General features: G+C 68.0%; 24 protein-coding genes, 2 tRNA genes and 1 other RNA gene. 15 read left to right on the top strand and 12 right to left on the bottom strand.

What is annotated here, in order from left to right:
* The first annotated feature begins 264 nt into the window (after positions 1-264).
* Positions 265-549, top strand: coding sequence for an ATP-dependent DNA ligase (locus M3667_RS06580; protein WP_251506593.1), 285 nt, complete (start codon positions 265-267; stop codon positions 547-549).
* 246 nt (positions 550-795) lie between these two features.
* On the opposite strand, the gene M3667_RS06575 is transcribed toward M3667_RS06580, so the two are convergent.
* Positions 796-871: transfer RNA gene (locus M3667_RS06575), tRNA-Lys, on the bottom strand.
* 178 nt (positions 872-1,049) lie between these two features.
* Here M3667_RS06575 and M3667_RS06570 point away from each other — a divergent pair.
* Together M3667_RS06570 and M3667_RS06565 are read left to right on the top strand one after the other, a co-directional pair.
* Positions 1,050-1,817 (top strand): inositol monophosphatase family protein, encoded by a 768-nt coding sequence (locus M3667_RS06570; protein ID WP_251507515.1) that lies wholly within the window; start codon positions 1,050-1,052, stop codon positions 1,815-1,817.
* Positions 1,814-2,404, top strand: coding sequence for a hypothetical protein (locus M3667_RS06565; protein WP_251506591.1), 591 nt, complete (start codon positions 1,814-1,816; stop codon positions 2,402-2,404). The genes M3667_RS06570 and M3667_RS06565 overlap by 4 nt, the downstream gene beginning before the upstream one ends.
* A gap of 64 nt (positions 2,405-2,468) precedes the next feature.
* Here the strand turns inward: M3667_RS06565 and M3667_RS06560 are convergent, their stop codons facing one another.
* Positions 2,469-2,735, bottom strand: a complete 267-nt coding sequence (locus M3667_RS06560) for a hypothetical protein (RefSeq protein WP_251506589.1) — start codon at positions 2,733-2,735, stop codon at positions 2,469-2,471.
* A 63-nt stretch (positions 2,736-2,798) separates the two neighbouring features.
* Between M3667_RS06560 and M3667_RS06555 the strand changes: the two genes are divergently transcribed.
* Positions 2,799-3,338, top strand: a complete 540-nt coding sequence (locus M3667_RS06555) for a YaeQ family protein (RefSeq protein ID WP_251506586.1) — start codon at positions 2,799-2,801, stop codon at positions 3,336-3,338.
* 76 nt (positions 3,339-3,414) lie between these two features.
* On the opposite strand, the gene ssrA is transcribed toward M3667_RS06555, so the two are convergent.
* Positions 3,415-3,784, bottom strand: a transfer-messenger RNA (tmRNA) gene (gene ssrA, locus M3667_RS06550).
* A gap of 241 nt (positions 3,785-4,025) precedes the next feature.
* On the opposite strand from ssrA, the gene M3667_RS06545 reads away from it, so the two are divergent.
* On the top strand, positions 4,026-4,682 hold the full coding sequence (locus tag M3667_RS06545) for an SIMPL domain-containing protein (protein ID WP_251506585.1): 657 nt from the start codon (positions 4,026-4,028) through the stop codon (positions 4,680-4,682).
* 21 nt (positions 4,683-4,703) lie between these two features.
* On the opposite strand, the gene smpB is transcribed toward M3667_RS06545, so the two are convergent.
* The 4 genes from smpB to prfB all read right to left on the bottom strand — a co-directional run bounded on the left by smpB (position 4,704) and on the right by prfB (position 8,488).
* The gene (smpB, locus tag M3667_RS06540) at positions 4,704-5,180 is read right to left on the bottom strand and encodes an SsrA-binding protein SmpB (RefSeq protein WP_144834778.1); all 477 of its coding nucleotides are present in this window, start codon (positions 5,178-5,180) and stop codon (positions 4,704-4,706) included.
* Between the two features lie 76 nt (positions 5,181-5,256).
* Entirely contained in the window at positions 5,257-6,174 is a 918-nt protein-coding gene (ftsX, locus tag M3667_RS06535) for a permease-like cell division protein FtsX (RefSeq protein ID WP_154096439.1), read from the bottom strand.
* Entirely contained in the window at positions 6,171-7,247 is a 1,077-nt protein-coding gene (gene ftsE, locus M3667_RS06530; protein ID WP_251506583.1) for a cell division ATP-binding protein FtsE, read from the bottom strand. Before ftsE ends, ftsX begins: the two co-directional genes overlap by 4 nt.
* Before the next feature lie 128 nt (positions 7,248-7,375).
* Positions 7,376-8,488 (bottom strand): peptide chain release factor 2, encoded by a 1,113-nt coding sequence (prfB, locus tag M3667_RS06525; protein ID WP_251506581.1) that lies wholly within the window; start codon positions 8,486-8,488, stop codon positions 7,376-7,378.
* A 71-nt stretch (positions 8,489-8,559) separates the two neighbouring features.
* Between prfB and M3667_RS06520 the strand changes: the two genes are divergently transcribed.
* Positions 8,560-9,798, top strand: coding sequence for an MFS transporter (locus tag M3667_RS06520; protein WP_251507513.1), 1,239 nt, complete (start codon positions 8,560-8,562; stop codon positions 9,796-9,798).
* A 264-nt stretch (positions 9,799-10,062) separates the two neighbouring features.
* Positions 10,063-11,868 (top strand): M20/M25/M40 family metallo-hydrolase, encoded by a 1,806-nt coding sequence (locus M3667_RS06515; protein WP_251506578.1) that lies wholly within the window; start codon positions 10,063-10,065, stop codon positions 11,866-11,868.
* Between the two features lie 61 nt (positions 11,869-11,929).
* Here the strand turns inward: M3667_RS06515 and M3667_RS06510 are convergent, their stop codons facing one another.
* A complete protein-coding gene (locus tag M3667_RS06510; RefSeq protein ID WP_251507512.1) occupies positions 11,930-12,949 on the bottom strand; it encodes an NADPH:quinone reductase in 1,020 nt (339 codons plus the stop codon).
* A 127-nt stretch (positions 12,950-13,076) separates the two neighbouring features.
* Between M3667_RS06510 and M3667_RS06505 the strand changes: the two genes are divergently transcribed.
* Both M3667_RS06505 and M3667_RS06500 read left to right on the top strand, forming a co-directional pair.
* Positions 13,077-13,158: transfer RNA gene (locus M3667_RS06505), tRNA-Leu, on the top strand.
* Positions 13,159-13,203: 45 nt separating this feature from the next.
* The gene (locus M3667_RS06500; protein WP_144834768.1) at positions 13,204-13,953 is read left to right on the top strand and encodes a DedA family protein; all 750 of its coding nucleotides are present in this window, start codon (positions 13,204-13,206) and stop codon (positions 13,951-13,953) included.
* On the opposite strand, the gene M3667_RS06495 is transcribed toward M3667_RS06500, so the two are convergent.
* Positions 13,950-14,807, bottom strand: a complete 858-nt coding sequence (locus M3667_RS06495; protein ID WP_251506576.1) for a Ku protein — start codon at positions 14,805-14,807, stop codon at positions 13,950-13,952. The genes M3667_RS06500 and M3667_RS06495 overlap by 4 nt on opposite strands.
* Before the next feature lie 324 nt (positions 14,808-15,131).
* Here M3667_RS06495 and M3667_RS06490 point away from each other — a divergent pair, with 324 nt between their 5' ends.
* Together M3667_RS06490 and M3667_RS06485 are read left to right on the top strand one after the other, a co-directional pair.
* Entirely contained in the window at positions 15,132-17,627 is a 2,496-nt protein-coding gene (locus M3667_RS06490) for an ATP-dependent DNA ligase (protein WP_251506574.1), read from the top strand.
* Positions 17,628-17,881: 254 nt separating this feature from the next.
* Positions 17,882-20,038, top strand: coding sequence for a hypothetical protein (locus M3667_RS06485; RefSeq protein WP_251506572.1), 2,157 nt, complete (start codon positions 17,882-17,884; stop codon positions 20,036-20,038).
* Positions 20,039-20,777: 739 nt separating this feature from the next.
* On the opposite strand, the gene M3667_RS06480 is transcribed toward M3667_RS06485, so the two are convergent.
* Entirely contained in the window at positions 20,778-21,131 is a 354-nt protein-coding gene (locus tag M3667_RS06480) for a hypothetical protein (RefSeq protein ID WP_251506570.1), read from the bottom strand.
* Here M3667_RS06480 and M3667_RS16995 point away from each other — a divergent pair.
* Both M3667_RS16995 and M3667_RS06470 read left to right on the top strand, forming a co-directional pair.
* Positions 21,012-21,311, top strand: a complete 300-nt coding sequence (locus M3667_RS16995; RefSeq protein ID WP_308196448.1) for a hypothetical protein — start codon at positions 21,012-21,014, stop codon at positions 21,309-21,311. The genes M3667_RS06480 and M3667_RS16995 overlap by 120 nt on opposite strands.
* 340 nt (positions 21,312-21,651) lie before the next feature.
* On the top strand, positions 21,652-22,929 hold the full coding sequence (locus M3667_RS06470) for a hypothetical protein (protein ID WP_251506566.1): 1,278 nt from the start codon (positions 21,652-21,654) through the stop codon (positions 22,927-22,929).
* Between the two features lie 140 nt (positions 22,930-23,069).
* Here the strand turns inward: M3667_RS06470 and M3667_RS06465 are convergent, their stop codons facing one another.
* Together M3667_RS06465 and M3667_RS06460 are read right to left on the bottom strand one after the other, a co-directional pair.
* A complete protein-coding gene (locus M3667_RS06465) occupies positions 23,070-23,771 on the bottom strand; it encodes a GNAT family N-acetyltransferase (RefSeq protein WP_251506563.1) in 702 nt (233 codons plus the stop codon).
* An 83-nt stretch (positions 23,772-23,854) separates the two neighbouring features.
* Positions 23,855-24,772 carry a cation diffusion facilitator family transporter gene (locus tag M3667_RS06460; protein WP_251506560.1) on the bottom strand — a complete coding sequence of 306 codons (918 nt, stop codon included), beginning with the start codon at positions 24,770-24,772 and terminating at the stop codon, positions 23,855-23,857.
* 383 nt (positions 24,773-25,155) lie between these two features.
* Between M3667_RS06460 and M3667_RS06455 the strand changes: the two genes are divergently transcribed.
* Positions 25,156-25,461 carry a hypothetical protein gene (locus M3667_RS06455; RefSeq protein ID WP_251506558.1) on the top strand — a complete coding sequence of 102 codons (306 nt, stop codon included), beginning with the start codon at positions 25,156-25,158 and terminating at the stop codon, positions 25,459-25,461.
* Between the two features lie 287 nt (positions 25,462-25,748).
* A partial coding sequence (locus M3667_RS06450; RefSeq protein WP_251506556.1) for a hypothetical protein occupies positions 25,749-26,547 on the top strand: 799 nt, incomplete at its 3' end.

Genomic DNA, 26,547 nt, shown 5'->3' with positions numbered 1-26,547 from the left:
TCGACTCTCGCACACGACGAGCGCGAAATCATCTGCTGACCACCGATGGCAGGGCGCCGTTCCTTGGCTCCAGCGTCCGCGGCGATTAATAGTCAACGCTGTTGACTATTAGAATCTTTAGCAGCAGGATGCCGCGGTTGAAGCCCGCGCACCGGACACGGCCGCACACTGTGCGGCGCGGGCCAACGCGTGCGGCAGAGCGCCCACCCCCATGGCTTGACGTCCCTGCCGCACCGAACCCACTCGAACACCTGAGGAACCCCGTTGGGCCGATTGATCTACCAGGAGCGTCACGTCCTCGACATCGAGGACCGTCTGCTCTCGCACTTGCGTGTCGTCATCATGAACAAGCTGCGCCGACAGGAGCCGTTCATGCTCATGGCCCCGCACCCCGAGCAAGGCACCCTCAGCCTGTGGCTGCATCCGGCAACGCCGCTCGTGATGCAGTTCTACGGCAGCCGCCCACCGAAGCTCGACGGTCAGCTCATCGAACAGATGATGCAAGACGCCAGCGGACCCAACGGGCTCGTTCTCGGCGCGACGACCTGACCGACTCTGCGGCCCCCTCGAGATGACACATGTCGAGGGGGCTGTCGTCTCCGATGAAGGTCGGGGCCACCGGCACACCAGGAGTCGTGCGTGGTGTCGCTTCGCGAGCAATCACGCGTGTCGCCGCCGACGCTATGGCCGCCTGATCCTTCGACGGCGAAAGGCAGCCGATTCGGCGGAAGGCAGCCGAGTTGCGGTGAACACGAAGAAGCCCCGGAACCGTGATGATTCCGGGGCTTCTTCGTGTGGTGCACCCCCTGGGACTTGAACCCAGAACCCACTGATTAAGAGTCAGTTGCTCTGCCGATTGAGCTAGAGGTGCGTATCTTTCGGCCGGAGTTTCGCTCCCCGCGCCGAGGAATGACGTTACCAGGCGTGACGCGAGCACACCAAATCGGCCCAGCATCGCCGGTTATCCTGGGGCCGTGTCCCGCTCTGATCAGCCCGCCGCGTCCTCCCCCGACAGCACGCCCACCGGTGCCTTCGCCGACGACCTCGCCCTGGCCCTCCGCCTCGCCGACGCCGCCGACGCGGTGGCGATGCAGCGCTTCGACGCGTCCGACCTGCGCATCGACACCAAGCCCGACCGCACGCACGTGACCGAGGCCGACCTCGCGACCGAGCGCGCGATCCGGCAGATCCTCGACGCCGAGCGCCCCGCCGACTCCGTGCTGGGTGAGGAGTACGGCACCTCGGGTGACACCGCGCGCCGCTGGGTGATCGATCCGATCGACGGCACGCACAACTACATGCGCGGAATCCCCGTCTGGGCGACCCTCATCGCCCTGACGGTCGACGGCGTGCCGCAGGTCGGCGTCGTCAGTCAGCCTGCCCTCGGCCGCCGTTGGTGGGCCGCCACCGGTCACGGCGCCTGGACCACGACCTCGACCGGCGAGACCCGCCGCATCCACGTCTCGGCGATCGACGACATCTCGGCCTCGAGCATCAGCTTCCAGAGCATCGAGCAATGGGACGACGTCGACCTTCTCCCCACCCTCGAGAAGCTCTCGCGTGCGGTGTGGCGCGATCGCGGGTACGGCGACGCCCTCCCCTACATGTGGCTCGCCGAGGGGCGTCTCGAGCTCGTCGCGGAGTTCGGCGTCAAGGAGTACGACATCGCCGCGATCGCCCCGATCGTCCGCGAGGCCGGCGGGAGCTTCAGCGCGTTCGACGGGTCCGACCGTCTCGACGCCGAGTCGTCGCTGGCGACCAACGGCGTGCTGCACGACGCGTTCCTCGACCTGCTGCACGAGGACGACGCCAGATGACCCGCCGTGCGCCGCAGGCCGCGGCGATCGCCGCCCTGGCCGTCGTCACCGCTCTCGCTCTGGCGGGGTGCTCGGCATCCGCCACCCCCGAAACCGCGCCCAGCGTCGCCGCCACCGCGAGCGGACCGCCGGTCGAGGGCACCGCCCCCACCGACTCGCCCGAACCCGAAGACGCCCCGAGCGTCGCGCCGACCTGCGAGAACATCATCCCGAAAGCCACCGCCGACGACTTCACGAGCCTGGGCTGGACGTCGCAGGAAGAGCCGTTCCGTGTCGGCGCCGAGGCGCTCGACGAGGGCATCCAGTGCAAATGGGGCGACCAGAACATCGCGTCCGACCGCGTGCAGATCTTCGGCTGGGCGCCGATCGACGACGCCACCGCCGCTCAGGCCGTCAGCGACCTCACCTCCGCGGGCTGGAAGGTCGAGAAGGACACCGACGGCACCTACGTCACCGAGAACCCCGACTGGCTCGGCGGGCGCGGCGTCGACGGCTACGGCCTCACCTACCTCTTCGGCGACGGCTTCGTGAAGTTCGCCGACACCCGCCAGAGCCTCCTGCTGGTCGACAGCCCGCGCGCGTCCTGAGCCACCGGCATCCGGAGAACAAGATCCCGGATGCCGCGACCTCACCTCGCGCGGAAGCTCGGCCTCACCGGTAGGGGTTCGCCGCCCCGGCGTCTCGCGCCGCCGAGAAGCCCTCATCCCATGCGTCGCCGCGCGCCTCGACGTCGCGCCACAGCGCATCGGCCTGCAGCACGCGCTGCGCGAAGGCGACCCACGCCGTCCACTGCGCCGTGATCTCGGGCGGCTCCGCGTCGGAGGCGTCGCGCGCCGTCGCCGTCCACGTCTCGGCATCCGGAGTCGGCAGCAGGTGGAACGGACCGACGTCGATGCGCAGCGCGCGAGGATCAGGCATCCCTCGACGCTAGACGCACCGCCCGGCGTCGCGCCACGATCCGCTCGCGTAGGCTCGAGCATCGTGGCTATCGGCTCGACCATTCACACCTTCACGGTGCAACTCTCCGACGTCGACCGCGGTGTCTACGACGAACTGCAGCTGCGCGTGGCTCGGCATCCGTCCGAGACCGCTCCCTACATGCTCACGCGCGTGCTCGCGTACTGCCTCGAGTACGAAGAGGGCATCGGCTTCAGCGAGGGCGTCGCCGCGACCGACGAGCCCGCCGTGATGGTGCGCGACCTGACCGGCGCTCTGGTGGCGTGGATCGAGGTCGGGGCTCCGGATGCCGCGCGCCTGCACACCGGCAGCATGAAGGCCGAGCGCGTCACGATCTACACGCACCGCGATCCCGAGAAGGTCGCCGCCCCGTGGGCGGGCAAGCGCATCCACCGCGCCGACGAGGTGCTGCTGCACAGCTTCGAGCCCGGGTTCGTCGAGAAGCTCGCGGATGCCATCGAGCGCCGCAACACCGCCACGCTGACCCGCACCGAGGGCCGCATCTACCTCGAGCTCAACGGCGTCTCGGGCGAGACCGACGTCTTCACGCGCACCGCCGGCTGAGCCCGCACGGAAACCAAGAAAGCCCCCACCCTCGCCGAAACGGGCGAAGATGGGGGCTTTCTCACGTGACGATGGTTCGTGGAGCTGGGGGGAATCGAACCCCCGTCCAACGCTGGGTCTCCGCGTTTTCTCCGGGCGCAGTCTGTGCAGACGTTCTGCTCGGCTCCGACCTTTGTCACAGACACCTAAGTCGACAAGCCCAGCCTGGGAAAAGTCCCGCGTGACGTCCAGACGCCGTCACACAGCAAGACCCCTAAATGACGCCAGATTCCGTGGCGGGGTCGCACACGGCCTGACGGACTATCGGGCTCGCTTACGCAGCGAGGGCGAAGTCAGTGCGCTTAGCATTGGCACTTATTGTTTTGCAGGGAGCGTTTACGAGATAACCCCACATCCTCGGCCCGCTTCTCGCGGGTTCGCAGGCGCTGTCGAAACCGATCAGCCCCGGGAACTCCGTGAAGGAGCGACCATCGTCACGCTGTTGAGTTACCACCTCGGGAGCCGAAGCGCCCGAGCGTCCCAGTCTATAACGGATCCCGCGGCCCCGTGATTCCCGTCGTCCCGCGTGCGAAGGGAAGGTGGCTGAGCCTGTCGAAGCCACCGCGACCCGCGGGTACCGGTCCCTTCGACAAGCTCAGGGACCTGGGACACACTCAGCGACCTGGGTCGGTCACGTATGCTCGCGCCATGACTGCCGTCGTCATCACCGTCCGAGGCGAGAGCGAAGCGCGCGTGCGCGCCGAAGAGGCCGCCGTCCGCGTCACCGTCACCACCGACGGCCCCGCCCGCGGGCCGGTCGTCGAACGGGCGCAGGAACGCGCTGCGATCGTGCAAGACGGCTTGGTCGCGCACCTGCGTTCGGGCGAGGTGTCGGAGTGGTCGAGCGCGCGCGTGTCGGTCTGGTCCGACCGCCCGTGGAACCACGACGGCGCGCAGCTCCCGCTCGTGCATCACGCCAGCGTGGAGCTGTCCGCGACGTTCATCGACGCGGGCGCCCTGTCGTGGTGGCTCGGCGATGTCGCCGAGTCCGACGACGTGCAGGTCACCGCTGTCGAGTGGCGCCTCTCCCCCACCACCCGCGCCCGTGTCGAACGCGAGGTCGCCGCGGCCGCGGTCGGCGTCGCCGTCGAGCGCGCGAGCGCGTATGCGGATGCCCTGGGCTTGGCATCCGTGTCTCCGGTCGAGGTGGCGGATGCCGGATTGCTGACGACCCGGCCTGAGGCTCAGCACCCGCTGGCGGCGCGCATGATGTCGGCCGACCACGCCGGCGGGCCCTCGTTCAGCCTGCAGCCGTCGGAGATCGTCGTGACCTCGGTCGTCGAGGGACGCTTCCGCGCCGAGTGACGGCGAGAGCCGCGATCGAGCTCAGTCGCCCAGGCGGTTCTTCGTGCGCATCGCGCGCTCGGCCTCGCGCTTGTCTTCGCGCTCGCGGATCGTCTGACGCTTCTCGAACTCGCGTTTGCCCTTGGCGACCGCGATCTCGACCTTGGCCTTGCCGTCGAGGAAGTACAGCCGCAGCGGCACCAGCGTGTATCCGCCGGCCGACACGGCGTGCGAGAGCTTCACGATCTCTTCCTTGTGGAGGAGGAGCTTGCGCGTGCGCTTGGCCGAGTGGTTGGTCCAGTGACCCTGCGAGTACTCCGGAATGTGCACGGCGTCGAGGAACGCCTGACCGCCGTCGATGTAGGCGTAGCCGTCGGTGAGGTTCGCCCGCCCCTGGCGCAGCGACTTCACCTCGGTGCCGGTCAATACGAGACCGGCTTCGTACGTCTTCTCGATGGCGTAGTCGTGACGCGCCTTCTTGTTCGACGCGATGAGCTTTTCACCTTGCTCACGAGGCATGGTGCCACCTCCTCATGATCAAGGGCACACAGAGCCCTACAGTCTATCGCACGGCAGACGCCGAGACGGCGGCGTGCTAGGCGCGCAGCCAGCGGCGGATCGCGAAGCTCGCGCTGAGCGCGGCGAGCAGAACACCGATCACCACGATCGCCGGGATCACGAACGCGACGTCGCCCAGGGTCACCCACGAGGTGATGAAGCTGATGCGGTCCCGCAGGTACTGGTTGACCCCGACGCCGACGATCGCCCACACCGCGACACTCGCGAGCGCCGAGCCGATGAGCGCGGCGAGCACACCCTCGACGATGAACGGCGTCTGGATGAAGCGGTTCGAGGCACCGACCAGGCGCATGATGCCGAGCTCCCGCCGTCGCGCGAACGCCGACAGGCGGATGGTCGTCGCGATCAGCAGCACCGCCGCGATGAGCATGAGACCGGCGATGCCGACGGCGACATAGGTCGCGACCGTCAACGCCTGGAACAGGGGCTCGAGGTACTGCATCTGGTCGGTCACCTCCTCGACGCCCGCTTGGCCGCTGAACGCCTCGGAGATCACGTCGGACTGACTCGAGTCGACGAGGTTGATGTTGAACGTCGCGTTGAACGAGTCGGCCGATACCACGCCGAGGATGCTGTCGGGCAGCTGGCTCTTGGCGCTGTCGAACACCTCCTCGCTGGTCGAGAAGGTGTAGTCGCGGATGAGGGGCGCGAGCGCCTCACCGTCGAGCGTCGCCTTGACAGCGTCGATCTGGTCTTGTGTGGCCGCCTGACCGGTGGTGCAGGTCGGCACGTCCGACACGGACGCGCACATGAACACCGCCACCTGGGCGCGGTCGGCCCAGTACGACTGCATCTTGCCGATCTGCATCTGCATGAGCATCGCGGCGCCGACGAAGGTCAGCGACACGAAGGTCACGAGGATGACCGAGATGACCATCGACGCGTTGCGCCGCAGGCCCGTGAAGGCCTCGGAGAGGATGAGACCGAACCTCATGACGTGGGTCCTACTTCGTCGTGGCGGTCTTTCGATCCTCCGAGTCCGAGCCGGTCGGCCAGACCGAGGGCGTCGACGTCGGGGCGGGTGACCGGAATGGAACGTGTGTTGGTGCCCGGCTCGCGCTCGGCGTTCTGCTGCGTGACGGCGGGGGCGGATGCCGCGGGCGCGGCCTCTTCGCGCGGTTCGGCGTTCTCGCGCGCCGCCGACGTCGGCGCCGCGGCGGGCTGAGCCTGCGCTGCGGCGGGCCGCTCGGCATCCGGAACGCGAAGCGGCTCGACCGGGCCCGTGAGCCCCGTCACCTCTCGTTGCACCTCGAGCACCGCGGTGAGGGCTGCGACGGCTGCCGCTCCGCGCTCGACCTCGGGCGCGAGGCGCGGCAGGCTCGACGTGTCGCCGTAGCCGCCGTGTCGCTCGTCGCGCACCATCTCTCCGCCGCGCAACTCGATCACGCGACGCTGCATCTGGTCGACGAAGCCGGCCTCGTGCGTGGCCATGACGACGGTCGTGCCGCCGGCGTTGATGCGCGCGAGCAGGCGCATGATGTCGATCGAGGTGCCGGGGTCGAGGTTTCCGGTCGGCTCGTCGGCCAGCAGCACCTGCGGACGGTTGACGAGCGCGCGGGCGATCGCGACGCGCTGCTGCTCACCGCCCGAGAGCTCGTGCGGCAGACGCTTCTCTTTGCCGTCCAGGCCGACGAGCGCCAGCACCTCGGGCACGGCCTGCTGGATGAATCCGCGCGAGGCGCCGGTCACCTGCAGCGTGAAGGCGACGTTCTGGTGCACCGTCTTGTTCGGCAGCAGCCGGAAGTCCTGGAAGACCGAACCGATGTGGCGCCGGAAGTACGGCACCTTGCGGTTCGACAGGCGGCGCAGGTCGCGACCGAGCACGACGACGCGCCCCTCGCTGGGGGTCTCGGCGCGCAGGATGAGCTGCAGGCACGACGACTTGCCCGAGCCCGAGGCTCCGACGAGGAACACGAATTCCCCGCGCTGCACCTCGAAGTCGACGGCGTTGAGGGCGGGCTTCGCGGTGCCGCGATACCGCTTGGTGACGTTCTCGAACCGGATCATGGCTCGATGAGCCTAAGCGCGGGCTTCGAGCAGGCCGTCAGGACGCGCCGTGTCGTGAAACCGAGAGAGCCCTATGGATGCCGAGGTGATCGGCATCCGCAGGGCTCAGGCTCGGGCGGAACGACGGCTCAGTCGTCGTCGTCCTTGCGCTTGCGCCAACGGATGCCGGCCGCGATCAGACCGTCGAGGTCGCCGTCGAACACGACCGCCGGGTTGCCGACTTCGTACCCGGTGCGAAGGTCTTTCACCAGCTGCTGGCCGTAGAGGAAGTACGAGCGCATCTGATCGCCCCAGCTCGCGGTGATCGTGCCGGCGAGCTCCTTCTTCTTGGCCGCTTCTTCTTCGCGCTTGAGCAACAGCAGGCGGGTCTGCAGCACGCGCATGGCGGCCGCGCGGTTCTGGATCTGCGACTTCTCGTTCTGCATCGAGACGACCAGGCCCGTCGGAAGGTGCGTGATGCGCACGGCGGAGTCGGTCGTGTTGACCGACTGGCCACCGGGGCCCGACGAGCGGAACACGTCGACGCGGATGTCACCCTCGGGCACCTCGACCTCGACGGCTTCTTCCATCACGGGGATGACCTCGACGGCCGCGAAGCTCGTCTGGCGCTTGTCGGCGCCGCCGAAGGGGCTGATGCGCGCGAGGCGGTGCGTGCCGGCCTCGACCGACAGCGTGCCGTAGGCGTAGGGCACGTCGACCTCGAAGGTGGCCGACTTGATGCCGGCGCCTTCGGCGTAGGAGGTGTCCATGACCTTGACGGGGTACTTGTGACGCTCGGCCCAGCGCAGGTACATGCGCAGCAGCATCTCGGCGAAGTCGGTGGCGTCGTCGCCGCCCGCGCCGGAGCGGATCGTGACGACCGCGGAGCGCTGGTCGTACTCGCCGTCGAGGAGGGTCTGCACCTCGAGCTGGCCGATCACGTCTTTCAGCGACGCGAGCTCGCGGCGCGCTTCGTCGGCCGACTCGTCGTCTTCCATCTCGATGGCGAGTTCGACGAGCACCTCGAGGTCGTCGAGGCGCTGCTCGATCTCCGAGACGCGCTTGAGCTCGGCCTGCTTGTGGCTCAGGCTGCTGGTGACTTTCTGGGCCTTGTCGACGTCGTCCCAGAGGTCGGGGGCACCGGCCTCTTCGCTGAGGCGATCGATGTCGGCTTTGAGTGCGTCGACGTCGACCACGGCCTGGATATCGGCGAAGGTCGAGCGCAGCGCCTGGATGTCGGCGGTCAAATCGAGTTCGAGCATTTGACATCAAGCCTATCGTGGAGACAGTGACAGCCGACTCTCCCCGGAATGTGCTGGTGCGCTTCGCACCGATGATCTACGGCCCCACCCTGCTGTTCGCGCTCGGCGAGGGCGCGGTGATCCCCCTGATCCCGGTGATCGCGAACCGCCTCGGCGCCGACGTCGCTCTCGCCGCCCTCGTGGCCGCGGCGCTGGTCGTCGGCCAGCTCTGCGGCAACATCCCCGCCGGGTGGGCGGTCGCCCGCTTCGGCGAGCGCATCACGATGGGCGTGGCCGGCATCGTCGTGCTGGCGGGACTGACCGGCATCGTGTTCGCGCAGTCGCTGGCGTTCTTCACCGCAGCGGTGTTCCTCATCGGTTTCTGCGCGGCGTCGTTCGCGCTCGCGCGTCATTCGTTCATGACCACGCGCGTCCCGCTGACCTTCCGGGCCCGCGCGCTGTCGCTGCTGGGCGGCACGTTCCGTCTCGGCATGTTCGTCGGCCCGTTCATCTCGGCGGGCCTTCTCGCGATCTTCGGCGACGAGACGGCATCCATCGTCTTCTTCGCCGTGTGCCAGGTCGCCACGATCCTGCTGGTGTTCTTCGGACCCGATCCCGAGAAGGCCGTGCCGGTGGGCGCGGGCTCCCCCACCCGCCGCAGCACCGGCGACTCCCGCGATGCCGAAGACACCGGCGAACCCGTCACCGGCGCGATCCCGACCGTCGAGCGCGAGGGGGTGTTCCGCACGATGTGGCGCTTCCGCGGCGTGCTCGCGCGGTTGGGCCTCGCGGCGGCGTCGTTGTCGGCCGTGCGCTCGGCCCGCCAGGTGGTGCTGCCGCTGTGGGGCGTGTCGCTCGGACTCGACGCCGGCACGATCGCCGTGGTCGTCGGCGTCTCGGGCGCGATCGACTTCGCCCTGTTCTACGCCAGCGGCCAGGTGATGGACCGCTTCGGACGCCTGTGGGCGGCTCTGCCCGCGATGGTGCTGATGGGCGCGGGCTTCCTGGCGCTGTCGTTCACGCACGAGCTGGGCTCGGCGGCCATGTGGTACGCCATGTTCGCGGCCGTGCTGGGGGTCGGCAACGGCTTGTCGAGCGGCATTCTGCTCACCCTCGGCGCCGACATCGCGCCGCCCACCGAGCCCGCCGCGTTCCTCGGCTCGTGGCGTACGTTGACGGATGCCGGCGGCGCCATCGCCCCGCTGATCGTGTCGGCCCTGACGGCCGCGGTCTCGCTGTCGGTGGGTGTGGGTGCGATGGGTGTCATCGCCGTCCTGGGCGCGGCGGGCTTCATCCGCTGGGTGCCGCGGTACGTCCCCCGCTCCCGCTGATGCTGTCCCCCTCCCCCTCGCGTGAGGGGTCACTTTCTGTCGCTTCCGGAGCCCTCCAAGCGACAGAAAGCGACCCCTCACGCGCGCCGCGACGGCCCTCCGCAGAGCCCCGCCCGTGTTACGTCGCCGTAAACATTCCGGCGACTCTTGCCGGATCTGTCGATTCCCTATGAGAATCATCGGACGTTCGCTTCCCTCTTGAAGCAGCGTGTCATTCCCCCTGGATGATGCGGGCGTCGACGCCCGCAGAGAGGTGCCTTCGTCGTGCCCCGATACACCCTGCATTCCCCTCCCTCCCGCGCCCGTCGCGCCTCCGCGGTGCTCGCCGCGGGTGCCCTCGTCGGCGGCGCCCTGCTGTCGGCACCGGCTGCGTTCGCCGCAGCCGCGCCGGGCGACTCCCCCGAAGACCTCGGCCTCACCGGCGCCGACGTCATGACCCACCTGACCGAGCTGGCGCGCATCAGCGAGTCGTTCTCCGACGACGGCTACCGCGTCTGGAACGGCCCCGGCTACGAGGCCGCCGCGCAGTACGCCGAGAAGGTGCTCGAAGACACCGGCGCCTTCACGGTCTCGCGGCAGGTGTTCGAGGTCGACACCCCCGAGTTCGGTGAAGCATCGCTCACCGTCGACGGCACCACCTACGAGAGCTCGCACTTCGACAACAGCGAGGGCATCGACGCCCCATACACGGGCGCCCTCGCCCTTCCCCTCTCCGCAGACGGCGGCCGCCTCGGGTGCGAGCCGACCGACTTCGCTGACATCGCGGCCGGGGCGATCGTGCTCGTGCAGCGCGGTGTCTGCTCGTTCGAGCAGAAGATCGACAACGCCACCGCCGCTGACGCCGGGGCCGTCTTCATCTACAACAACGAGCGTCCGCCCGAGGAGGAGGCCTCTCCCGACGACCAGCTGACCAACGTCACCTCGGGAGCACGCAACCCCGAGGACTCCCCCGCCGCCACCCTCCCGCAGTCCAGCGGCGACACCCTCGCCGCGCTGATCGAGGCGGCTCCGGCCGATGCCCCGGTCGAGGGCACCGCGGTGATCGAGAAGCAGTTCCTCGTCACGCAGACCTTCAACGTCATCGCCGACTCCATCGCGGGCGACCCCGACGACACCGTCGTCATCGGCGCGCACCTCGACGGTGTGGCCGAGGGACCGGGCGTGAACGACAACGCCTCGGGCTCGGCCGCCGTGCTGGCGCTGGCCGAGAAGATCGCGGCATCCGACGTCCCCAACGACAAGCGGATCCGCCTCGCCCTGTGGAGCGCCGAAGAGGTCGGTCTGCTGGGTTCGACCGCCTACGTCGTCGACCTGGTCGAGAACGACCCGGCCGAGTGGGAGCGCATCTCGGCGTACCTCAACTACGACATGATCGGCTCCGAGAACTTCACGGTCGGCGTGTACGACGCGAACCGGTCGACCTACCCCGCCGAGGGCGTCACGATCCCCGAGGGGTCGGCGGAGATCGAGCAGGTGTACACCGACTACTTCGACGCGATCGAGCAGCCGTGGATCGACACCGAGTACTCCGGTCGCAGCGACTACCAGGCGTTCATCGACAACGGCGTGCCCGCCGGTGGCCTGTTCTCGGGTGCCGACGACATCAAGACCGCCGAGCAGGTGGAGCAGTTCGGCGGCACCGCGGGTGTCTTCATGGACCGCAACTACCACGCGGTCAACGACACCCTGGCGAACGTGAACACCGACGCGATCGACATCTTCGCCCCCGCGATCGGTCACGCGACGGCTGCCCTCGCGTGGGCCGCCGTCGAGGAGCCGCCGGTGGAGCCGTCGCCCGAGCCCACCCCCGGTGAGCCGTCGCCCGAGCCCACCACCGAGCCGACGAGCGAGCCGTCGCCGGTTCCGTCCGAGGAGCCGGCCGCGGTTCCGAGCCCGTCGCCCTCGGTCACGACCGGTCCCGGCGCGAACGGACCCGACCGCGGTGATCTGGCCGCTACGGGATCCGACGTCGAAGGATCCCCGCTCCCCGCGATCGGCCTCGGCATGCTGGCGATCGGCGTGATCGTCGCCGCTGGCACCGCGATCGTGCGTCGACGCGCGCACGAGTGACACGGTAAGAACGAAGCAGCGCCGGGGTCTTCGCGGACCCCGGCGCTGTCGTCGTTTCGGCTTATTCGCCCACGCGAATGAGCACCTTGCCGGTCGCTCCCCGCTCGACGGCATCGTGCGCGGCCGCCGTGTCGGCGAGATCGAAGAACGTCAAAGGAAGCCCCGCGTCCTCGCCCACCGGCAGGGCACCATCGGCGACCGCGGCCGCGACGTCTTCAGCAGCGGCGAGAAGCGCCCGCTCCCCCACCGTGTAGAGCAGCAGGCCCTGCCAGCGCACGTTCTTCGCGAAGCTCACGCGCACGGGGGCGGTGAAGTCGTCCCCACCGTTGTCGGCGTAGTAACCGACGGTGCCGTGGTTCGCGATCACCTCGACGTCGAGGGCGGCGTTGTCGGCGATCGCGACCTCGACGATGTGCTCGACGCCGTTCGGGGCGAGTTCGCGGATGCCATCGGCCAGCGAATCGCTCGGGTACTGCAGCACGTGGTGGGCGCCAGCCGAACGCGCGAGGGCTTCCTTCTCGTCGCTGCTGACCGTGGCGATGACCGTCGCGCCGGCCCAGACCGCGAGCTGGATGGCGGCGTGACCCACCGCTCCCGCGCCGCCCTGCACGAGCACCGTGCGTCCGGCGAGGGCGCCGGGGGCCAGGCGCGAGGGTCCGTCTTCGTGCACGGTGAGCGCGCGGTGCGCCGTCATCGCGGGCACGCCGAGGCTCGCGCCGAGCTCGAACGAGGCGTCGTCGGCCAGGGGCACGGCGCGCGCGGCGGGCAGGATCGTGTACTCGGCCGCCGTGCCGAACGGACGCTGGTGCGCCGCGAGGTAGATCCACACCCGCTGGCCGACCGAGAGCTCGGTGACGCCGTCGCCGACGGCATCCACCACTCCCGAACCATCCTGGTTGGGCGTCACCTCGTCGAACGGCAGGGGGCGGCCGGTCGTCGCGCGCGCCTTCCAGTCGGTCGGGTTCACGCCCGAGACGACGACGCGCACGCGCACCTCGCCGGGTCCGGGTTCGGGCAGGGGCTTCTCAGCCAGCGAGAGGACGGAGGAGTCACCGGGCTGGGAGTACGTGATCGCCTTCATGGAGGAGTGAACGGATGCCATGGCGTCCAGCATTCCCCCGCGGCGTGTCGCGCCGGGTGTACGGCCGTGGGCTTGACGGCTCCTTCACATCGTGAGAGCGCCCCGCCTGTTTAGAATGAGCACACTCGCGGGAGTGGTGAAATCGGTAGACACGCAGGATTTAGGTTCCTGTGCCTTCGGGCGTGGGGGTTCAAGTCCCCCCTTCCGCACTTTTCGCCCTTTCCGCACTGCCTTCTCGACCCGACGGGACCGATGTGATCCACACCACCAGCGCGCTGCTCCCGTGGCTCGACCCTGCTGCGATCATCACCAACTCGCAGCCCTGGGCTCTGCTCGTGGTGTGCTTCATCATCTTCGCCGAGACGGGCCTGCTGATCGGGTTCCTGCTTCCCGGCGACACGCTGCTCATCATGGCGGGGCTGCTGTCGCACTCCACCCCGGCCGCCCCCAACGGCGTCTTCGGCCTCAACGCGTGGTGGGTCGCCCTCGCAATCGGTGTCGCCGCCTTCATCGGCGGTGAGGTCGGCTATTTCATCGGCCACAAGGCCGGTCCCTCGATCTTCGAGCGCAAAGAGTCGGGCATCTTCAGCAAGAAGAACGTCGAGCGCACGAACGCGTTCTTCGAGCGCTTCGGCGGTCTCACCGTGATCCTCGCGCGCTTCGTGCCGGTCGTCCGCACCTTCGCCCCCATCGCCGCGGGCGTGGGCCACATGCCGTGGAAGAAGTACTCGCTCTACAACCTCATCGGCGCGATCCTCTGGGGCATCGGCCTCACGATGCTCGGGTACGCGGTCGGGTACATCCCGTTCATCCGCGACATCGTCACCGAGTACATCGACGTGATCCTGCTCGCCGCGGTCGCCGGCACCGCGATCTTCATCGCGATCCACTACTTCCGCGAGCGCGCCGCCGCCAAGCGCGAGGGTGCCGTCTCGCACGCTGAGGCCGAGTCGCTGACGCTCGACCCGAAGACGCTCGAAGACGGAGATCAGCCCGCGCGCTAAGACGCCTTCGACGTCTTCTTCTTCGCGGGGGCCTTCTTCTTCGGCGCGTCCTCGGTCTTCTCGCCGCGCGCGGCCCGGCTGCGCTCGACGCTCGCGCGCAGAGCCTCCATCAGGTCGATGACCTCGCCGCCGTCCTCTTCCTCCTGCTTGCCGAAGGTCGCGTCGGTGTCGAGGGCGTCGCCCTGCTCGAGCTTCGCGTCGATGAGAGTGCGCAGCTCGGCCTGGTACTCGTCGGTGAACTCCTCGGCGTCGAAGTCCTTCGAGAAGCTGTCGACGAGCGAGGCCGACATCTCGAGCTCCTTCGCCGAGATCCGCACGCTCTCATCGAGTGCCGGGAACGCCGCCTCGCGCACCTCGTCGGCCCACAGCAGCGTCTGCAGCACGAGCACGTCGCCGCGCACGCGCAGGGCCGCGAGCCGTGTCTTCTGCCGCAGCGAGAAGCGCACGATCGCGGTGCGGTCGGTCTGCTCGAGCGTCTTGCGCAGCAGCACGTAGGCCTTGGGTGACGACGAGTCGGGCTCGAGGTAATACGCCTTGTCGAGGGTCAGCAGGTCGACCTGATCGCTGGGCACGAACTCGACGACCTCGATCTCGCGGCTGCGCTCGCTCGGCAGCGACGAGAGGTCGTCTTTGGTGAGCACGACCGTCTGCTCGCCGTCGTCGTAGGCCTTGTCGATGTCCTGGTAGGGAACGACCTCACCGTCGATCTCGCAGATGCGCTGGTAGCGGATGCGCCCGCCGTCTTTGTTGTGCACCTGGTGCAGAGAGACGTCGTGGTCTTCGGTCGCGGAGTACACCTTGACGGGCACGTTGACGAGGCCGAACGTCAGGGCGCCTTTCCAGATCGATCGCATGCCCCCAGTGAACACCGAAAAGGTTCCGGATGCCGAGCCCCTTGCGCCCCGCCAGGTGGCTGAGCCTGTCGAAGCCACCGGACCCCCGCGAACCCTCAACCGAGGTGGCTGAGCCTGTCGAAGCCACCGGACCCCCGCGAACCCCCAACCGAGGTGGCTGAGCCTGTCGAAGCCACCGGACCCCCGCGAACCCCCAACCGAGGTGGCTGAGCCTGTCGAAGCCACCGGACCTCCGCGAACCCCCGGACCCTTCGACAAGCTCAGGGACCTCTCCACCCGCAACCCCCTCGGCACCCGCCGCCCCCACCGCTCTACGCTGGGGCGATGACGGAGCAGACGGTGCGCATCGGCGGTCGCCGCCTGCGCCTGTCGAATCTCGACAAGGTGCTGTACCCCGAGACGGGCACCACCAAGGGCGAGGTGATCGACTACTACTCGCGCATCGCGCCGCTGCTGCTCCCCCACGTCGCCGACCGTCCGCTGACGCGTAAGCGCTGGCCCGATGGAGTCGGGACGGATGCCGACCCGGGTGAGCCCTTCTTCGCGAAGGCCCTCGAGCCCGGGGCTCCGGCGTGGGTGCGGCGCTTCCCGATCGATCACTCGAGCGGCGCCAAGGACTACCCGCTCGTCGACGACCTGCCCACGCTCGTCTATCTCGCGCAGGTCGCGAGCCTCGAGCTGCACGTGCCGCAGTGGCGCTTCTCCTCCGACGGCGAACGCCAGAATCCCGACCGACTCGTGCTCGATCTCGACCCGGGCCCGGGCGTCGGCCTCGCCGAGTGCGCCGAGGTCGCCCGGTGGGCCCGTGCGATCCTGCAGGACATCGGTCTCGAGTCGCTCCCCGTCACCAGCGGCAGCAAGGGCATCCACCTGTACGCGCGGCTCGACGGACGCCAGTCGAGCGATGCCGCGAGCTCGGTCGCGAAGGAGCTCGCCCGCGCGATCGAGGCCGACCACCCCGACCTCGTCGTGAGCCAGATGGCCAAGGCCGCGCGCCCGGGCAAGGTCTTCATCGACTGGAGTCAGAACAACGGCTCGAAGACCACCATCGCGCCCTACTCCCTGCGCGGGCGCCCGCGTCCCTACGTCGCCGCCCCGCGCACATGGGATGAGCTCGCCGACCCCGACCTGCGGCACCTGCTGTTCAGCGAGGTGCTCGAGCGTCCCGACGATCCGCTGGCTCCGGTCGACGACGCGCACGGTCCTCTGCGCGCGTACATCTCGAAGCGCACGGCCGGGAAGACCCCCGAGCCGGTACCCGAGGCCCCTCATGGCGAGCCGGATCCCGAGGGTCTCCCCCGCTTCGTCATCCAGGAGCATCACGCCAGCCGCCTGCACTGGGATCTCCGCCTCGAACGCGACGGCGTGCTCGTCAGTTGGGCGGTGCCCAAGGGCGTGCCCCCGACGACCGCGAAGAACAGCCTTGCCGTAATGACCGAGGACCACCCGCTGCAGTACCTCGACTTCGCCGGAGAGATCCCCCGCGGCGAGTACGGCGCGGGCATCATGACGGTCTGGGACACCGGCACCTACGAGCTCGAGAAGTGGCGCGACGACGAGGTGATCGCCACCCTCGAGGGCCGTGACGACGGTCCCCTCGGGCGCGTGCGCCTCGCGCTTATTCGCACCGAGGGACAGGGCGAGAAGTCGCAGTGGCTGCTGCATCGCATGAAGACGGATGCCGAGGGTAAGCCGCAGAGCGACGGAGCCCCGGTCGTGGCGCTCGACCACGGATCCCCCGCCCCCGAGCCCGCCCGCACCAAGGCTGGGTCGAGAGCCGACGCCCCGTCAAGCGCGGAAGCCCCGTCGACCGCTACGCCCCCGTCGACCACCGACGCCCCCACCGTCGCCGACCTCCAGCCGATGCTCGCCACCGCCGCCACCGCGGGCATCGCCCGCGCCGCGGCCGAGCGCTGGGGCGGTTCCCCCTGGGTGGAGATGAAGTGGGACGGCATCCGGGGTCTCTGCATCTGGGACGGACACCGCCTACGCCTGCGTTCCCGTAACGGCAACGATCTGACCGCGGCGTATCCCGAGCTGACCGGCGTCGACCTGGGTCTCGGTACCGAGCCCGCGGTGCTCGACGGCGAGATCGTCGCGCTCGACGAGAAGGGGCGTCCGAGCTTCCCTCTGCTGCAGAAGCGCATGAACCTCGCCAAGCCGCGCGAAATCGAGCACGAAGCCGCGCGCACGCCCGTGCACCTCTACCTGTTCGACGTGCTGGCGGTGAACGGACGTGATGTGGCATCCCGCCCCCTCTCCGAGCGCCGCGAGCTGCTCGAGCTCCTGACCGCGGAGACCGGGGCGTCCGTCGTCGTGCCGCCCGTATTCGACGACGTCGATGCCGCCATCGCCACCAGCGGCCGTTTCGGCCTCGAGGGCGTCGTCGTCAAAGATCCCGGGTCGGCGTATCGACGCGGGGTGCGCTCGGAGCAGTGGCTCAAGGTGAAGCACTCCCGCACGCAGGAGGTCGTGATCGGCGGCATCCGCCCCGGCAAGGGCAATCGCTCGGGCACGATCGGCTCCCTGCTCGTGGGCGTGCACACCGCTGACGGTCTGCAGTACGCCGGCCGGGTAGGTTCGGGCTTCGGCGAGCAGACTCTCGCGAAGCTCTCCGCGCTGCTCGAGCCCCTGCGCACCGACGCCGATCCATTCGAGGGTGTTCCGGATGCCGATGCCCGCGACGCCCGGTGGGTGCGGCCCGAGGTTGTCGGCGAGGTGGAGTTCGCGGAGTTCACCCCCGGCGGGATCCTGCGGCAAGCGCGGTGGCGCGGCCTGCGGCCGGAAAAGGACCCGGCCGAGGTCGTGCGCGAAGCGTAAGGATTGACAAGCGGAGCACCGGACTGACCTCGAAGTTGGCGCTCGGCGAGACGAGGGTCTCGTCTGCTCAGCAACGACTGATTCGAGGGTGAGTATGAACCGGGGGATGAGTTGCGGCCGCCGGCGTGTCTTGAAAACACTTCTCAACAGGAATTTCCACGATTCGGCATGGGCGGTGTTGATTCGGCGTGAAGCGGCACGGGCAGTATGTCGAGGCCTGTATCCGTACCGCTCTCCCATCTAAGGAGCCTTCCGTGTCAACCAAGTCGCATGACGCAATGCCACCCCTCAACACCTCCGATCAGGCGGAAGAAGGCGTCGCCCGCCGGACTGTACTCGTCGGCGCTGCCTGGGCTGTACCTGCAATCGCGGTGACAACGACCACGCCCGCATTCGCTTCCTCAACGGACGTCACCCTCGCGTTCTCGCGCTCGTCATACCGCGGCGCGACTTGCTCGACAATCACCGGTGCTCGAGTCACGGCTTCCGAACGAGGCTCGGCAAGGGCTGGGGTGTCCGTCACGGCCTCTTTGTCGAACGGTTATGTTTTTGCGGACGGCGGCACTTCGTCGACAGCAGTCACAGGATCCGACGGATCGGTGACGCTACCCGACATCACGGTTCCCGCCGCCGGTGGAACCGCGGCCCTGTCAGCGACGGCGTCGGGAGCCGCATCCACCTCCGCCTCGCTCGGGAGCGTCCCGCCCTCCGCTGCGGTCTACATTTCCAACGGGACGAAGAGCTCGGCGACACATGTTCCCTCAGGATCTACGCCTGTGGGCGCGTCCCTATATCTCTCTCCGGACGGGCAGCTTGTCGACGCCGCGGACGGTGGCCGCGTCATCTCGTCGGACGTTGCGAGTTATGGACAGGTGCTCGCGGCGTTCGGATCGTGGTCCATTCCCGTCACCAAGATTGATGGCACGGGCGTCTGGATTTTCAATGGCGCCGAGCAGGTAACGAAAAATGTCCCTTCGGGGTGCAAGCCGGTAAGTGGGTCCTCATTCCTCACATCTGACGCTCGCCTGGTGCGAGGAGACCAAGGCGTGAATCTCATCACTGACGTGAAAGCGTACGGTCTCGTGTTCTGGGACGGTTCGGATTACTACCAGCCCTTCCAGAAGACGGACGACTCGTTCGTGTACCTCCTCAATTCGACCGAGACGTCTGCCTCAGGCGTCCCCTCAGGTTCAGTCCCCGTCGTCGCGCGCTTTTTCCTCGCCCCTGACGGCCGCCTCGTAGACGGCGGGGACGGCTCTGTTCTTGCGACGGAGGTCGAAGCATGCGGCATGGTTTCGCGCGAAAACTCGTCGTGGCTTCTGACGGCGCGTCAGCGGAATGGGTGCTGCATCCTCATTCGGCCAGGCTCGGTGACAGTTGCTGCGGGTGTCCCGGTAGGTTCGGCCCCCGTGGGCGCCGGTGTGTTCCGGGCCCTCGACGGACGCCTCATCGATGGCACGGGTGCCGGCGCGATCATTGCAAGCGGCATCGGCCAAGTCGGCGCATTCGCAGCCATGCCGGATTCGTGGCGTATCCCCCTCGGCGTTCCGACCACCACGGCGAAGGTAGTGAAGGAAAATACGACCCTGGCGACTAGCGGCGTTCCGTCGGACGCGACCCCCGTGGGCGGCTCTCTTTTTCTCGCACCCAATGGTGACCTCCTCGACGGCAGCAATAATGGGAAGGTCATCGCGTCGTCTGTCGCCGCGTTCGGCGAGTTTGCCGCACAACGCAACGCGTGGTCTCTTCCAATCCGCCTTCAGGATGGAACCTGCCGCTGGATTTACAACGGGGAAGACCACAGCCCGAGCAACATCCCCGCGGGTTCTCTTCCCACGGCCGGCGGTTCTTTTCTCACGTCCGACGGGCGTCAGTTGCGCGCGGACGGCTACACGGAGATATCAAACGTCAAGCAGTTCGGCGGTGCGTACTACGACGGTTCCCAATACTTCATGCCCTTCCTGCAGTCCGATGGCACATTCGCCTACATCGAGAACAGCGTTCAACACACCGCCGTCGGAGTTCCTTCAGGATCAATCCCCGCCACCTATCGCCTGTACTTGAGCAACGACGGTCGTCTCATCGATGGTGCGGACGGGACTGTGATCGCTTCCGACATCGCAACATGCGGGCACATCGCCACGCGCAATGGCGGATGGATCCTGCCTGCCAAGAAGCTCGACGCAACTTTCGCGACGATCACGACCAGCGGCGCAACCGTCGTTTCGGGCGTTCCCTCCGATAGCACTCCCGTCGCTGCGGGCATCTTCAGGGCACCGGACGGCCGGCTCATCGATAGCGCGAATGGTGGCAGCGTCATCTCGGCGGACGCCGCCCTCGTAGGAACGTACTTCGAGATGTACGACACAACCTGGAGTCTGGCGTACACGGCCCCGTCGCCGGGTTGCTAATCTCGGCGGCTCGCGGTCTTCCCGGTGCTGTCCCGCCGGTCGGGATCGCGCGCACGGACGGCCTCGGCGAATCTCCGAAAGAACACACCGCCAACCGTTGAAGGTGGGGCGGCTCTCCACAGAGTCCGCCCCACCGGACGGTTCGGCCTGGGGCATCGGCGCGCCCGTGAACCGAGGCGCGCGAGGCAACGGTTGAGCGGGGCGAGCCAGATGACGAGCGGACCGGCGTGAGGCAACTGGTCCTGTCGCAGCCGCCGGAACAGAAGGGCACTCGCGCATTCTTCTCCTCGGACGAAGCCGAGGGGCGTGCGAAGAAGCGGGCGGCTTCCGCCCTGAGTAATCCGGAATTCCGGTGTGGCCACTCAGGTTGGCCCGGAGCGTTCTGTCCGTCGACCCGCATTCATCGACCAGTCACAGCACCATCTGGCGACCACTACACCAGTCGTCGCGCCTGCAGAGATAGTACGCACGAGGTCCACCCGGGGGCCGATGCGTGCCGGGCCGCGGGGGCCGCTCGCCGCTCCGGGGAGCCTCAAGTAAACCGCAGCGAAACCCTGCCCGGCGGCGCTTCCCGCTCGAGACGCCAGATGCCGGTACTGCGCAACTGACGGCATCCGCCAAATACCGAGTGAGGCTGCTTCGCTGAAGGAGTGTCGATCCTGCTGGCTCCTGCGATGGGTCGATCGGGCCAGCGCGGCTACGAGCAGCCCTGGGTGAGATGACGGGTGAACACCAATGGTCACACCCTCGCAGACCGATAAGCGAGTCGCTGATCAACTGGCTTTTCATTCATCACCACCCCTTGAGCGGACACTGATCCGCGTGTTCTGAACGGGCCATAGGGCGTAGTCGGCTGACACTTGCGCCTCCGAAGGGACCCCACGGTGACGAACAGCACGACCGACAACTTCTCCCCCGAGCCCGTTGACCGCGCCCCGTCGTCGTCGGTCTCGCGCAGATCCGTCCTCTCGTCATCGGCGCTCGCCGTCCCGGCCATCCTCCTGACAACCTCGTCCCCGGCCTTCGCCGCCTCCGGCATCTCCCTCGCCTTCGACCGTTCGTCATACCTCGGTGTGGACTGCTCGACGATCACGGGCGCCACCGTCACCGCCTGCGACAACGGGGCGGCCGCCGAGGGCGTCGCCATGTGCGACCCGAGCTGGTCGGCGAAGTCGAGTTCGCGGAGTTCACCCCCGGCGGAATCCTGCGCCAGGCCCGCTGGCGCGGCCTCCGGCCGGACAAGTCCCCGTCTGAGGTCGTGCGGGAAACCTGACGCACCCCAGGTGGCTGAGCCTGTCGAAGCCACCGGCACTCAGTGGGGCCCGGTCCCTTCGACAAGCTCAGGGACCTCCGAACCGAGGTGGATGAGCCTGTCGAAGCCCCCAGACCCCCACGCGCGCTCGCGAGACGCGGGGTGAATTCCGAAAGCCGGCCCCTCCCCCGCGCCTCATCGAATTTGCCGATCATCAGGCAATCGCTCGATTTCACCTTCACTCCCGTCAGGCCACGTCCCCGTCCGAGCGACATGATGCAAGGGCATGTCTACGTGTTCTCCCACCGCACCGCGAAACTCTCGGGAGCGGATCCCGGCTCGCCCGAAAGGACCCACCCCCATGTCGACCCGTCCCCCTCGCTCTGAACACATCTCCACCCCTGCACATGAGCCCGTCCGCCTCTCCCGTCGCACGCTGCTGGCCGCGTCGGCGTGGTCGGTCCCCGCTATTGCGCTGACCACCTCCTCGCCGGCCCTCGCCGCGTCGGGGCTCACCCTCTCCTTCGACAGGACGTCGTACAGCGGCACCGGGTGCTCGACGATCGACGGCGTGACGGTATCTGCCACCGACAGCGCCACACCCGTCGGAGGGATCGTCGTCACCGTCATGCTCAGCGACGGCTACACCTTCGCAGGCGGAGGCACCAGCGCAACGGGCACCACCGGCTCCAACGGGGTCTTCGCACTGCCCGACATCGCCGTTCCCCGCGACGGCGGCGTCTCTTCGATCACCGCGTCGGCCTCGGCGGCGCATTCTGCGACAGCCTCACTTGTCGGTTCGTCAGGACTCTTCCGCTACGTCGAGGCCGGATCGGTTGTGACAGCTCAGGGTGTACCGAGCGGCTCGCGCCCGATCGCGCACTCCGTCTTCTTCTCCCCCGACGGGCGGTTGATCGACGGATCGACCGGGGCAACCCTTTCATCGAACGTCGACACCGTGGGCCAGATGATCTACGCGGCGGGAACGTGGCGCATGCCGATCCAAAAGACGGACGGCACCTACGTCTACCTCGAAAACGGGACGGAGCTCTCAACCACCGGCGTTCTCAAAGGGACACCGCTTGGCTATTCCATCTTCACGTCCGACTTTCCCACCGATGGCGCGTCCGGGAGGATCCTGACCCAGAACGTGCGGCAGTCGGGCGAAGTCATCTCGAACGGCGTCGGTGTGGTTTTCCCCGTGCGCAATTCCGACGGCGCCACCAAGTGGGTGACTCTGCAGAAGGCGACAAACGGCGGATCCAATTTCACACCGGTCGCCGGTCGCATCTTCTTCACGACCTTCTCGTCGTTGATCGATGGCAGGGCCGACACCACCCTGGCGAATGGCGTCAAGTCATATGGCAGCGCGTACAGCGACGGAACGCATTACCGGCTGCCCCTCGAGAAGACCGACGGCTCATTCGCGTACCTGCAGGACGACTCCGAGATCGCGGCCGTCGGCGTGCCGGCCGGGTCGACTCCCGCGTCATCGTCGTTCTTCCTGACCAGCGACAACCGTCTCATCGATGGCGCGTCAGGGGGCGTTCTTGCAACTGGCATTGACCAGCTCGGCAAGAGCGCGTTCAACGGCTCGACGTCTCGAACGCCGTTCACTCTGTCCCTCAGCAGTTGCTGAGGTGACTGAGCCCGTCGAAGCCACCCGACCCGCCGACATGGCTGAGCCTGTCGAAGCCACCGAACCCGCGCGGTACCGCCCCGCCGACAGGCTCAGCAACCTCCGCACAGCCGACGGACCGTGGTTTGCCGCCCAATCCCTCAGTCGTCGATGACGGTCCACTCGCCGAAGCGGCGGAATCCGGATGCCAGGGCCAAAGCGACCGACGGCGCATTGTCGAGCTGGCACCGGTATTGCGGCTCGTAGCCCTGCTCGAGCGCCTCAGCGGCCATGGCGAGCACCGTCGCCCGGGCGAGACCACGACCCCGGTACTCGGGCAGTGTGATGACGCCCAGGTCGGCGAGACGCGTGCCCTGCCACGGGTACATGCTCGCGGCCGCGGCGAGGCGCCCCTCCACGAAGGTGCCGAACACCAGCCAGTGATCCAGTTCGACGAAGGCCTCGTCGAGCTCGTTCTCGGGCGCGGCGGCCGCGAGAACGGTGAAGGCGTCGGCGTCATCACCGGTGAGGCGGCGCGTATTGCCGTCTGCCGTTTCGGCCAGCACCGCTGCCTGCTCTTCGACCGGCAGGTAGAACAGGTGGTCGGGGTCGTTCAAGGAGATCCCGGCGGCTGAGATCCGCTCCGTCGCCTCGTCCGCCACGATGAGCTCGCCATGCGAATGGCCGAGGTGAGCGGCTCGAGCCGGCGACAGGGAAACGACGGTCGGGCCGTCTTCGACCTGCAGCACCGACACCGACCGATTCTCGGGAAGGTCGGCGTCGACGACGACGACTCCGTCCCCTTCATCGAGATCGGCGGCAGCGGCGGGCAACCAATGGTTCATGACGAGCGACGAGAACACGGGAACCTCCGGGGGTGTGGGTACCTGCCCGCAGGCTAGCGGAGATCGACTCGCCAGCCGAGAGCCATCTGACGCGACCAGGTCTACGCGTGACGCGAGTCGTGCTCCACATGCCCGGCCGGCTCCAACTGGAACGTCGAGTGCTCGACGTCGAAGTGATCCGCGAGGCACGTCTGCAGCGACGCGAGGATCGCGGCGGCGCGACCGTCGGTGAGGGCTGCGTCCTCCACGATGACGTGAGCGCTGAACACCGGCGCTCCGCGCGTGAGCTGCCACACGTGCACGTCGTGCACGTCGACCACGCCGTCCGCCTCGCGCAGGTGCTCGCGGATCTCCGCGACGTGCACCCCCACCGGCGCCGATTCGGTCAGCACGACGACGACCTCGCGAAGCAGTCCGATCGCACGCGGCACGATGAGCACCGCGATGAACAGCGAGGCGATGGCATCCGCCTTCGTAAATCCCGTCGTCACGATCACGACCGCCGCGACGATCACCGCGGCCGAGCCGATCAGATCGCCGAGCACCTCGAGGTAGGCGCCGCGCACGTTGATGCTGCGCTTCTGCGCCCGCGACAGCAGAAACATCGACACCGCGTTGGCGACGAGCCCGGCGATCGCAACGACGAGCATCAGTCCGCCCTGCACCTCAGCTTCGCTCGGCGAGAGCAGACGCTGCACCGCCTCGATGCCGACCCACGCGCACAGCAGGATCAGGATGATCCCGTTGGCGAGGGCACCGAGCACCTCGGCGCGCTGGTATCCGAAGGTGCGGCGGTCGTCAGCAGGTCGGGCGGCAATCGCCGTCGCGATCAGGGCGACGACGAGCGCCGCGGCGTCGGTGAACATGTGCGCCGCGTCGGCCAGCAGTGCCAGAGAGCCCGAAATGATCGCGCCGACGATCTGCACGACCATCACCACGGTGGTCAACCCGAGAGCGGTAGCGAGCAGGCGTCTATGACTGGCATCCCGGATGCCGCCGCCCGGCGCGTGATCGTGCATAGCTCCAGGCTAGGCGGGTGACCAGCTCGGAGGTGTTGGTTCGGGCAAGTCGGGAATGAGAACGGGTGTCGGTCTCGCTGGGAGGTGAGTTCCGAGGTGATTATCGCCGCGAAGCATCAGGCCGTGGCGTACGGAGAGGACCGGAATTCCGCACAAGTTGGCCTCCTCGCCCGGGGGTATTGGACTCGGCCTTCCGCACACCTCTACATGCGCATGCCACCGTTGTGCCAATCAACGGCGCACCATCCGCGAAGGGTTCGTTCTCTTGTCCACTCGTCTCCACCCCGCATATCGGCTTCACCTGCCGAGGTGCGCGGCGCGTCAACGACGTGCCTGTGGAGAACTCGCGCGGCGGCACTCGCAAACTCACTACATTCGCGGTCATGACTACACGGCCGAACTGTCCCACCTGGTGCACGATTCATCAGGACCCATGGTGGACGGGGGCCCACTACGGCGATCCCCTGGAGCTCGGCGCGGTGCTCGACATCGGCGGAGTCGCGCAGCCAGCGACACTCACGGCGGTACGCACCAAGACCTCCTCTGGCGAGTGGATCGAGGTTTCGACCGAGGAGCTCCGCCACCTCCACATCCGCATCGACCTTTCGGGCGCCCTCCGCCTGGCGGAAGCCCTCCACGCCGTGGCGGGGAGTATGGCGCAGTCGCACTGGGACCAGTGGCTGCAGTGACGCGAGCGCGCTCGTGAGCCACTCGAGCTCACGACACGTGCTGGCTCACCGCCGCGATCTAAGCGACCTAGGTGACCCCAGGGGTGATCTTCTAAGAACTCCGTCCAGGCCGTCACCCCGTCGATTCACCCTCTGATCAGGAAAGCACCACCTTCACCCGTCGGTGAGGGTGGTGCTTTCGCTGTGTACGGACGGTGAGCCGGTCAGAGTGCGGAGAAGTCCTGCTGCCACTCCCGACCTGTGACCCGCCCGTGGTCCCAACGGCACGTTGATCGAAAGGATCTTCCGTGAACGACCAGTCTCCTGACCTCGACCTCTCCACATTGGCCGACGCCACCCGCGGCCCCCTCTCGCGCCGAGCTGTCCTTGCCGGTACGGCGTTTGCAGTGCCGGCCATCGTTCTGACCGCATCGACCCCGGCGTTCGCCGCTTCCGGATTGACACTTGCCTTCAATCAGTCCTCGTACAGCGGCCAAGGGTGCTCGACGATAACCGGCGCGAAAGTATCGGTTGCGAGCGGAGGCACCCCCAGGGCCGGTGTGGACGTCACCGTTTCGCTCTCGAACGGCTACACATTTACAAGTGGCGGCACCAGCTCGACGGGCGTGAGCGGCTCTGATGGGTATGTCACTCTGCCCGGCATCAACGTCCCGGGCAAGGGTGGCTCCGGTACCGCGACGGCGACGTCGTCTGGAGCATCCGCAGTGTCCGCGGCTCTCTCGGGAACAACTTCTGAGTCGTTTGCTTGGATGCAGAACGTCGCCTCCAATCCGACCGTCGGCGTACCCTCCGGATCCACACTCGCCTGGGGCGCCGTCTTCCTCGCCCCCGACGGGCGCCTCCTCGACGGCCGCAACGGCAACCTCATCGTCTCCAACGTCGACAGCTTCGGCCAGAACGTCCCGGGCGCAAACGGCGACACCTTCGTGCCGCTGAAGATGCGAGACGGCTCCTTCCGCTGGATGCAGAACGTCGCCTCCAATCCGACCGTCGGCGTACCCTCCGGATCCACACTCGCCTGGGGCGCCGTCTTCCTCGCCCCCGACGGGCGCCTCCTCGACGGCCGCAACGGCAACCTCATCGTCT

Origin of the sequence: Microbacterium sp. P26 (assembly GCF_023712585.1) — a bacterium.
In the GTDB taxonomy this organism is placed as follows: Bacteria; Actinomycetota; Actinomycetes; order Actinomycetales; family Microbacteriaceae; genus Microbacterium; species Microbacterium algihabitans_A.
This window is presented reverse-complemented; position numbering and strand designations above follow the sequence as displayed.

Coding starts and splice junctions, on each gene's coding strand:
- M3667_RS06565 (WP_251506591.1), top strand. CDS start 1,814: ATGACCCGCCGTGCGCCGCAGGCCGCGGCGATCGCCGCCCTGGCCGTC.
- M3667_RS06560 (WP_251506589.1), bottom strand. CDS start 2,735: ATGCCTGATCCTCGCGCGCTGCGCATCGACGTCGGTCCGTTCCACCTG.
- M3667_RS06545 (WP_251506585.1), top strand. CDS start 4,026: ATGACTGCCGTCGTCATCACCGTCCGAGGCGAGAGCGAAGCGCGCGTG.
- smpB (WP_144834778.1), bottom strand. CDS start 5,180: ATGCCTCGTGAGCAAGGTGAAAAGCTCATCGCGTCGAACAAGAAGGCG.
- ftsX (WP_154096439.1), bottom strand. CDS start 6,174: ATGAGGTTCGGTCTCATCCTCTCCGAGGCCTTCACGGGCCTGCGGCGC.
- ftsE (WP_251506583.1), bottom strand. CDS start 7,247: ATGATCCGGTTCGAGAACGTCACCAAGCGGTATCGCGGCACCGCGAAG.
- prfB (WP_251506581.1), bottom strand. CDS start 8,488: ATGCTCGAACTCGATTTGACCGCCGACATCCAGGCGCTGCGCTCGACC.
- M3667_RS06520 (WP_251507513.1), top strand. CDS start 8,560: ATGATCTACGGCCCCACCCTGCTGTTCGCGCTCGGCGAGGGCGCGGTG.
- M3667_RS06510 (WP_251507512.1), bottom strand. CDS start 12,949: ATGAAGGCGATCACGTACTCCCAGCCCGGTGACTCCTCCGTCCTCTCG.
- M3667_RS06495 (WP_251506576.1), bottom strand. CDS start 14,807: ATGCGATCGATCTGGAAAGGCGCCCTGACGTTCGGCCTCGTCAACGTG.
- M3667_RS06490 (WP_251506574.1), top strand. CDS start 15,132: ATGACGGAGCAGACGGTGCGCATCGGCGGTCGCCGCCTGCGCCTGTCG.
- M3667_RS06470 (WP_251506566.1), top strand. CDS start 21,652: ATGTCGACCCGTCCCCCTCGCTCTGAACACATCTCCACCCCTGCACAT.
- M3667_RS06460 (WP_251506560.1), bottom strand. CDS start 24,772: ATGCACGATCACGCGCCGGGCGGCGGCATCCGGGATGCCAGTCATAGA.
- M3667_RS06455 (WP_251506558.1), top strand. CDS start 25,156: ATGACTACACGGCCGAACTGTCCCACCTGGTGCACGATTCATCAGGAC.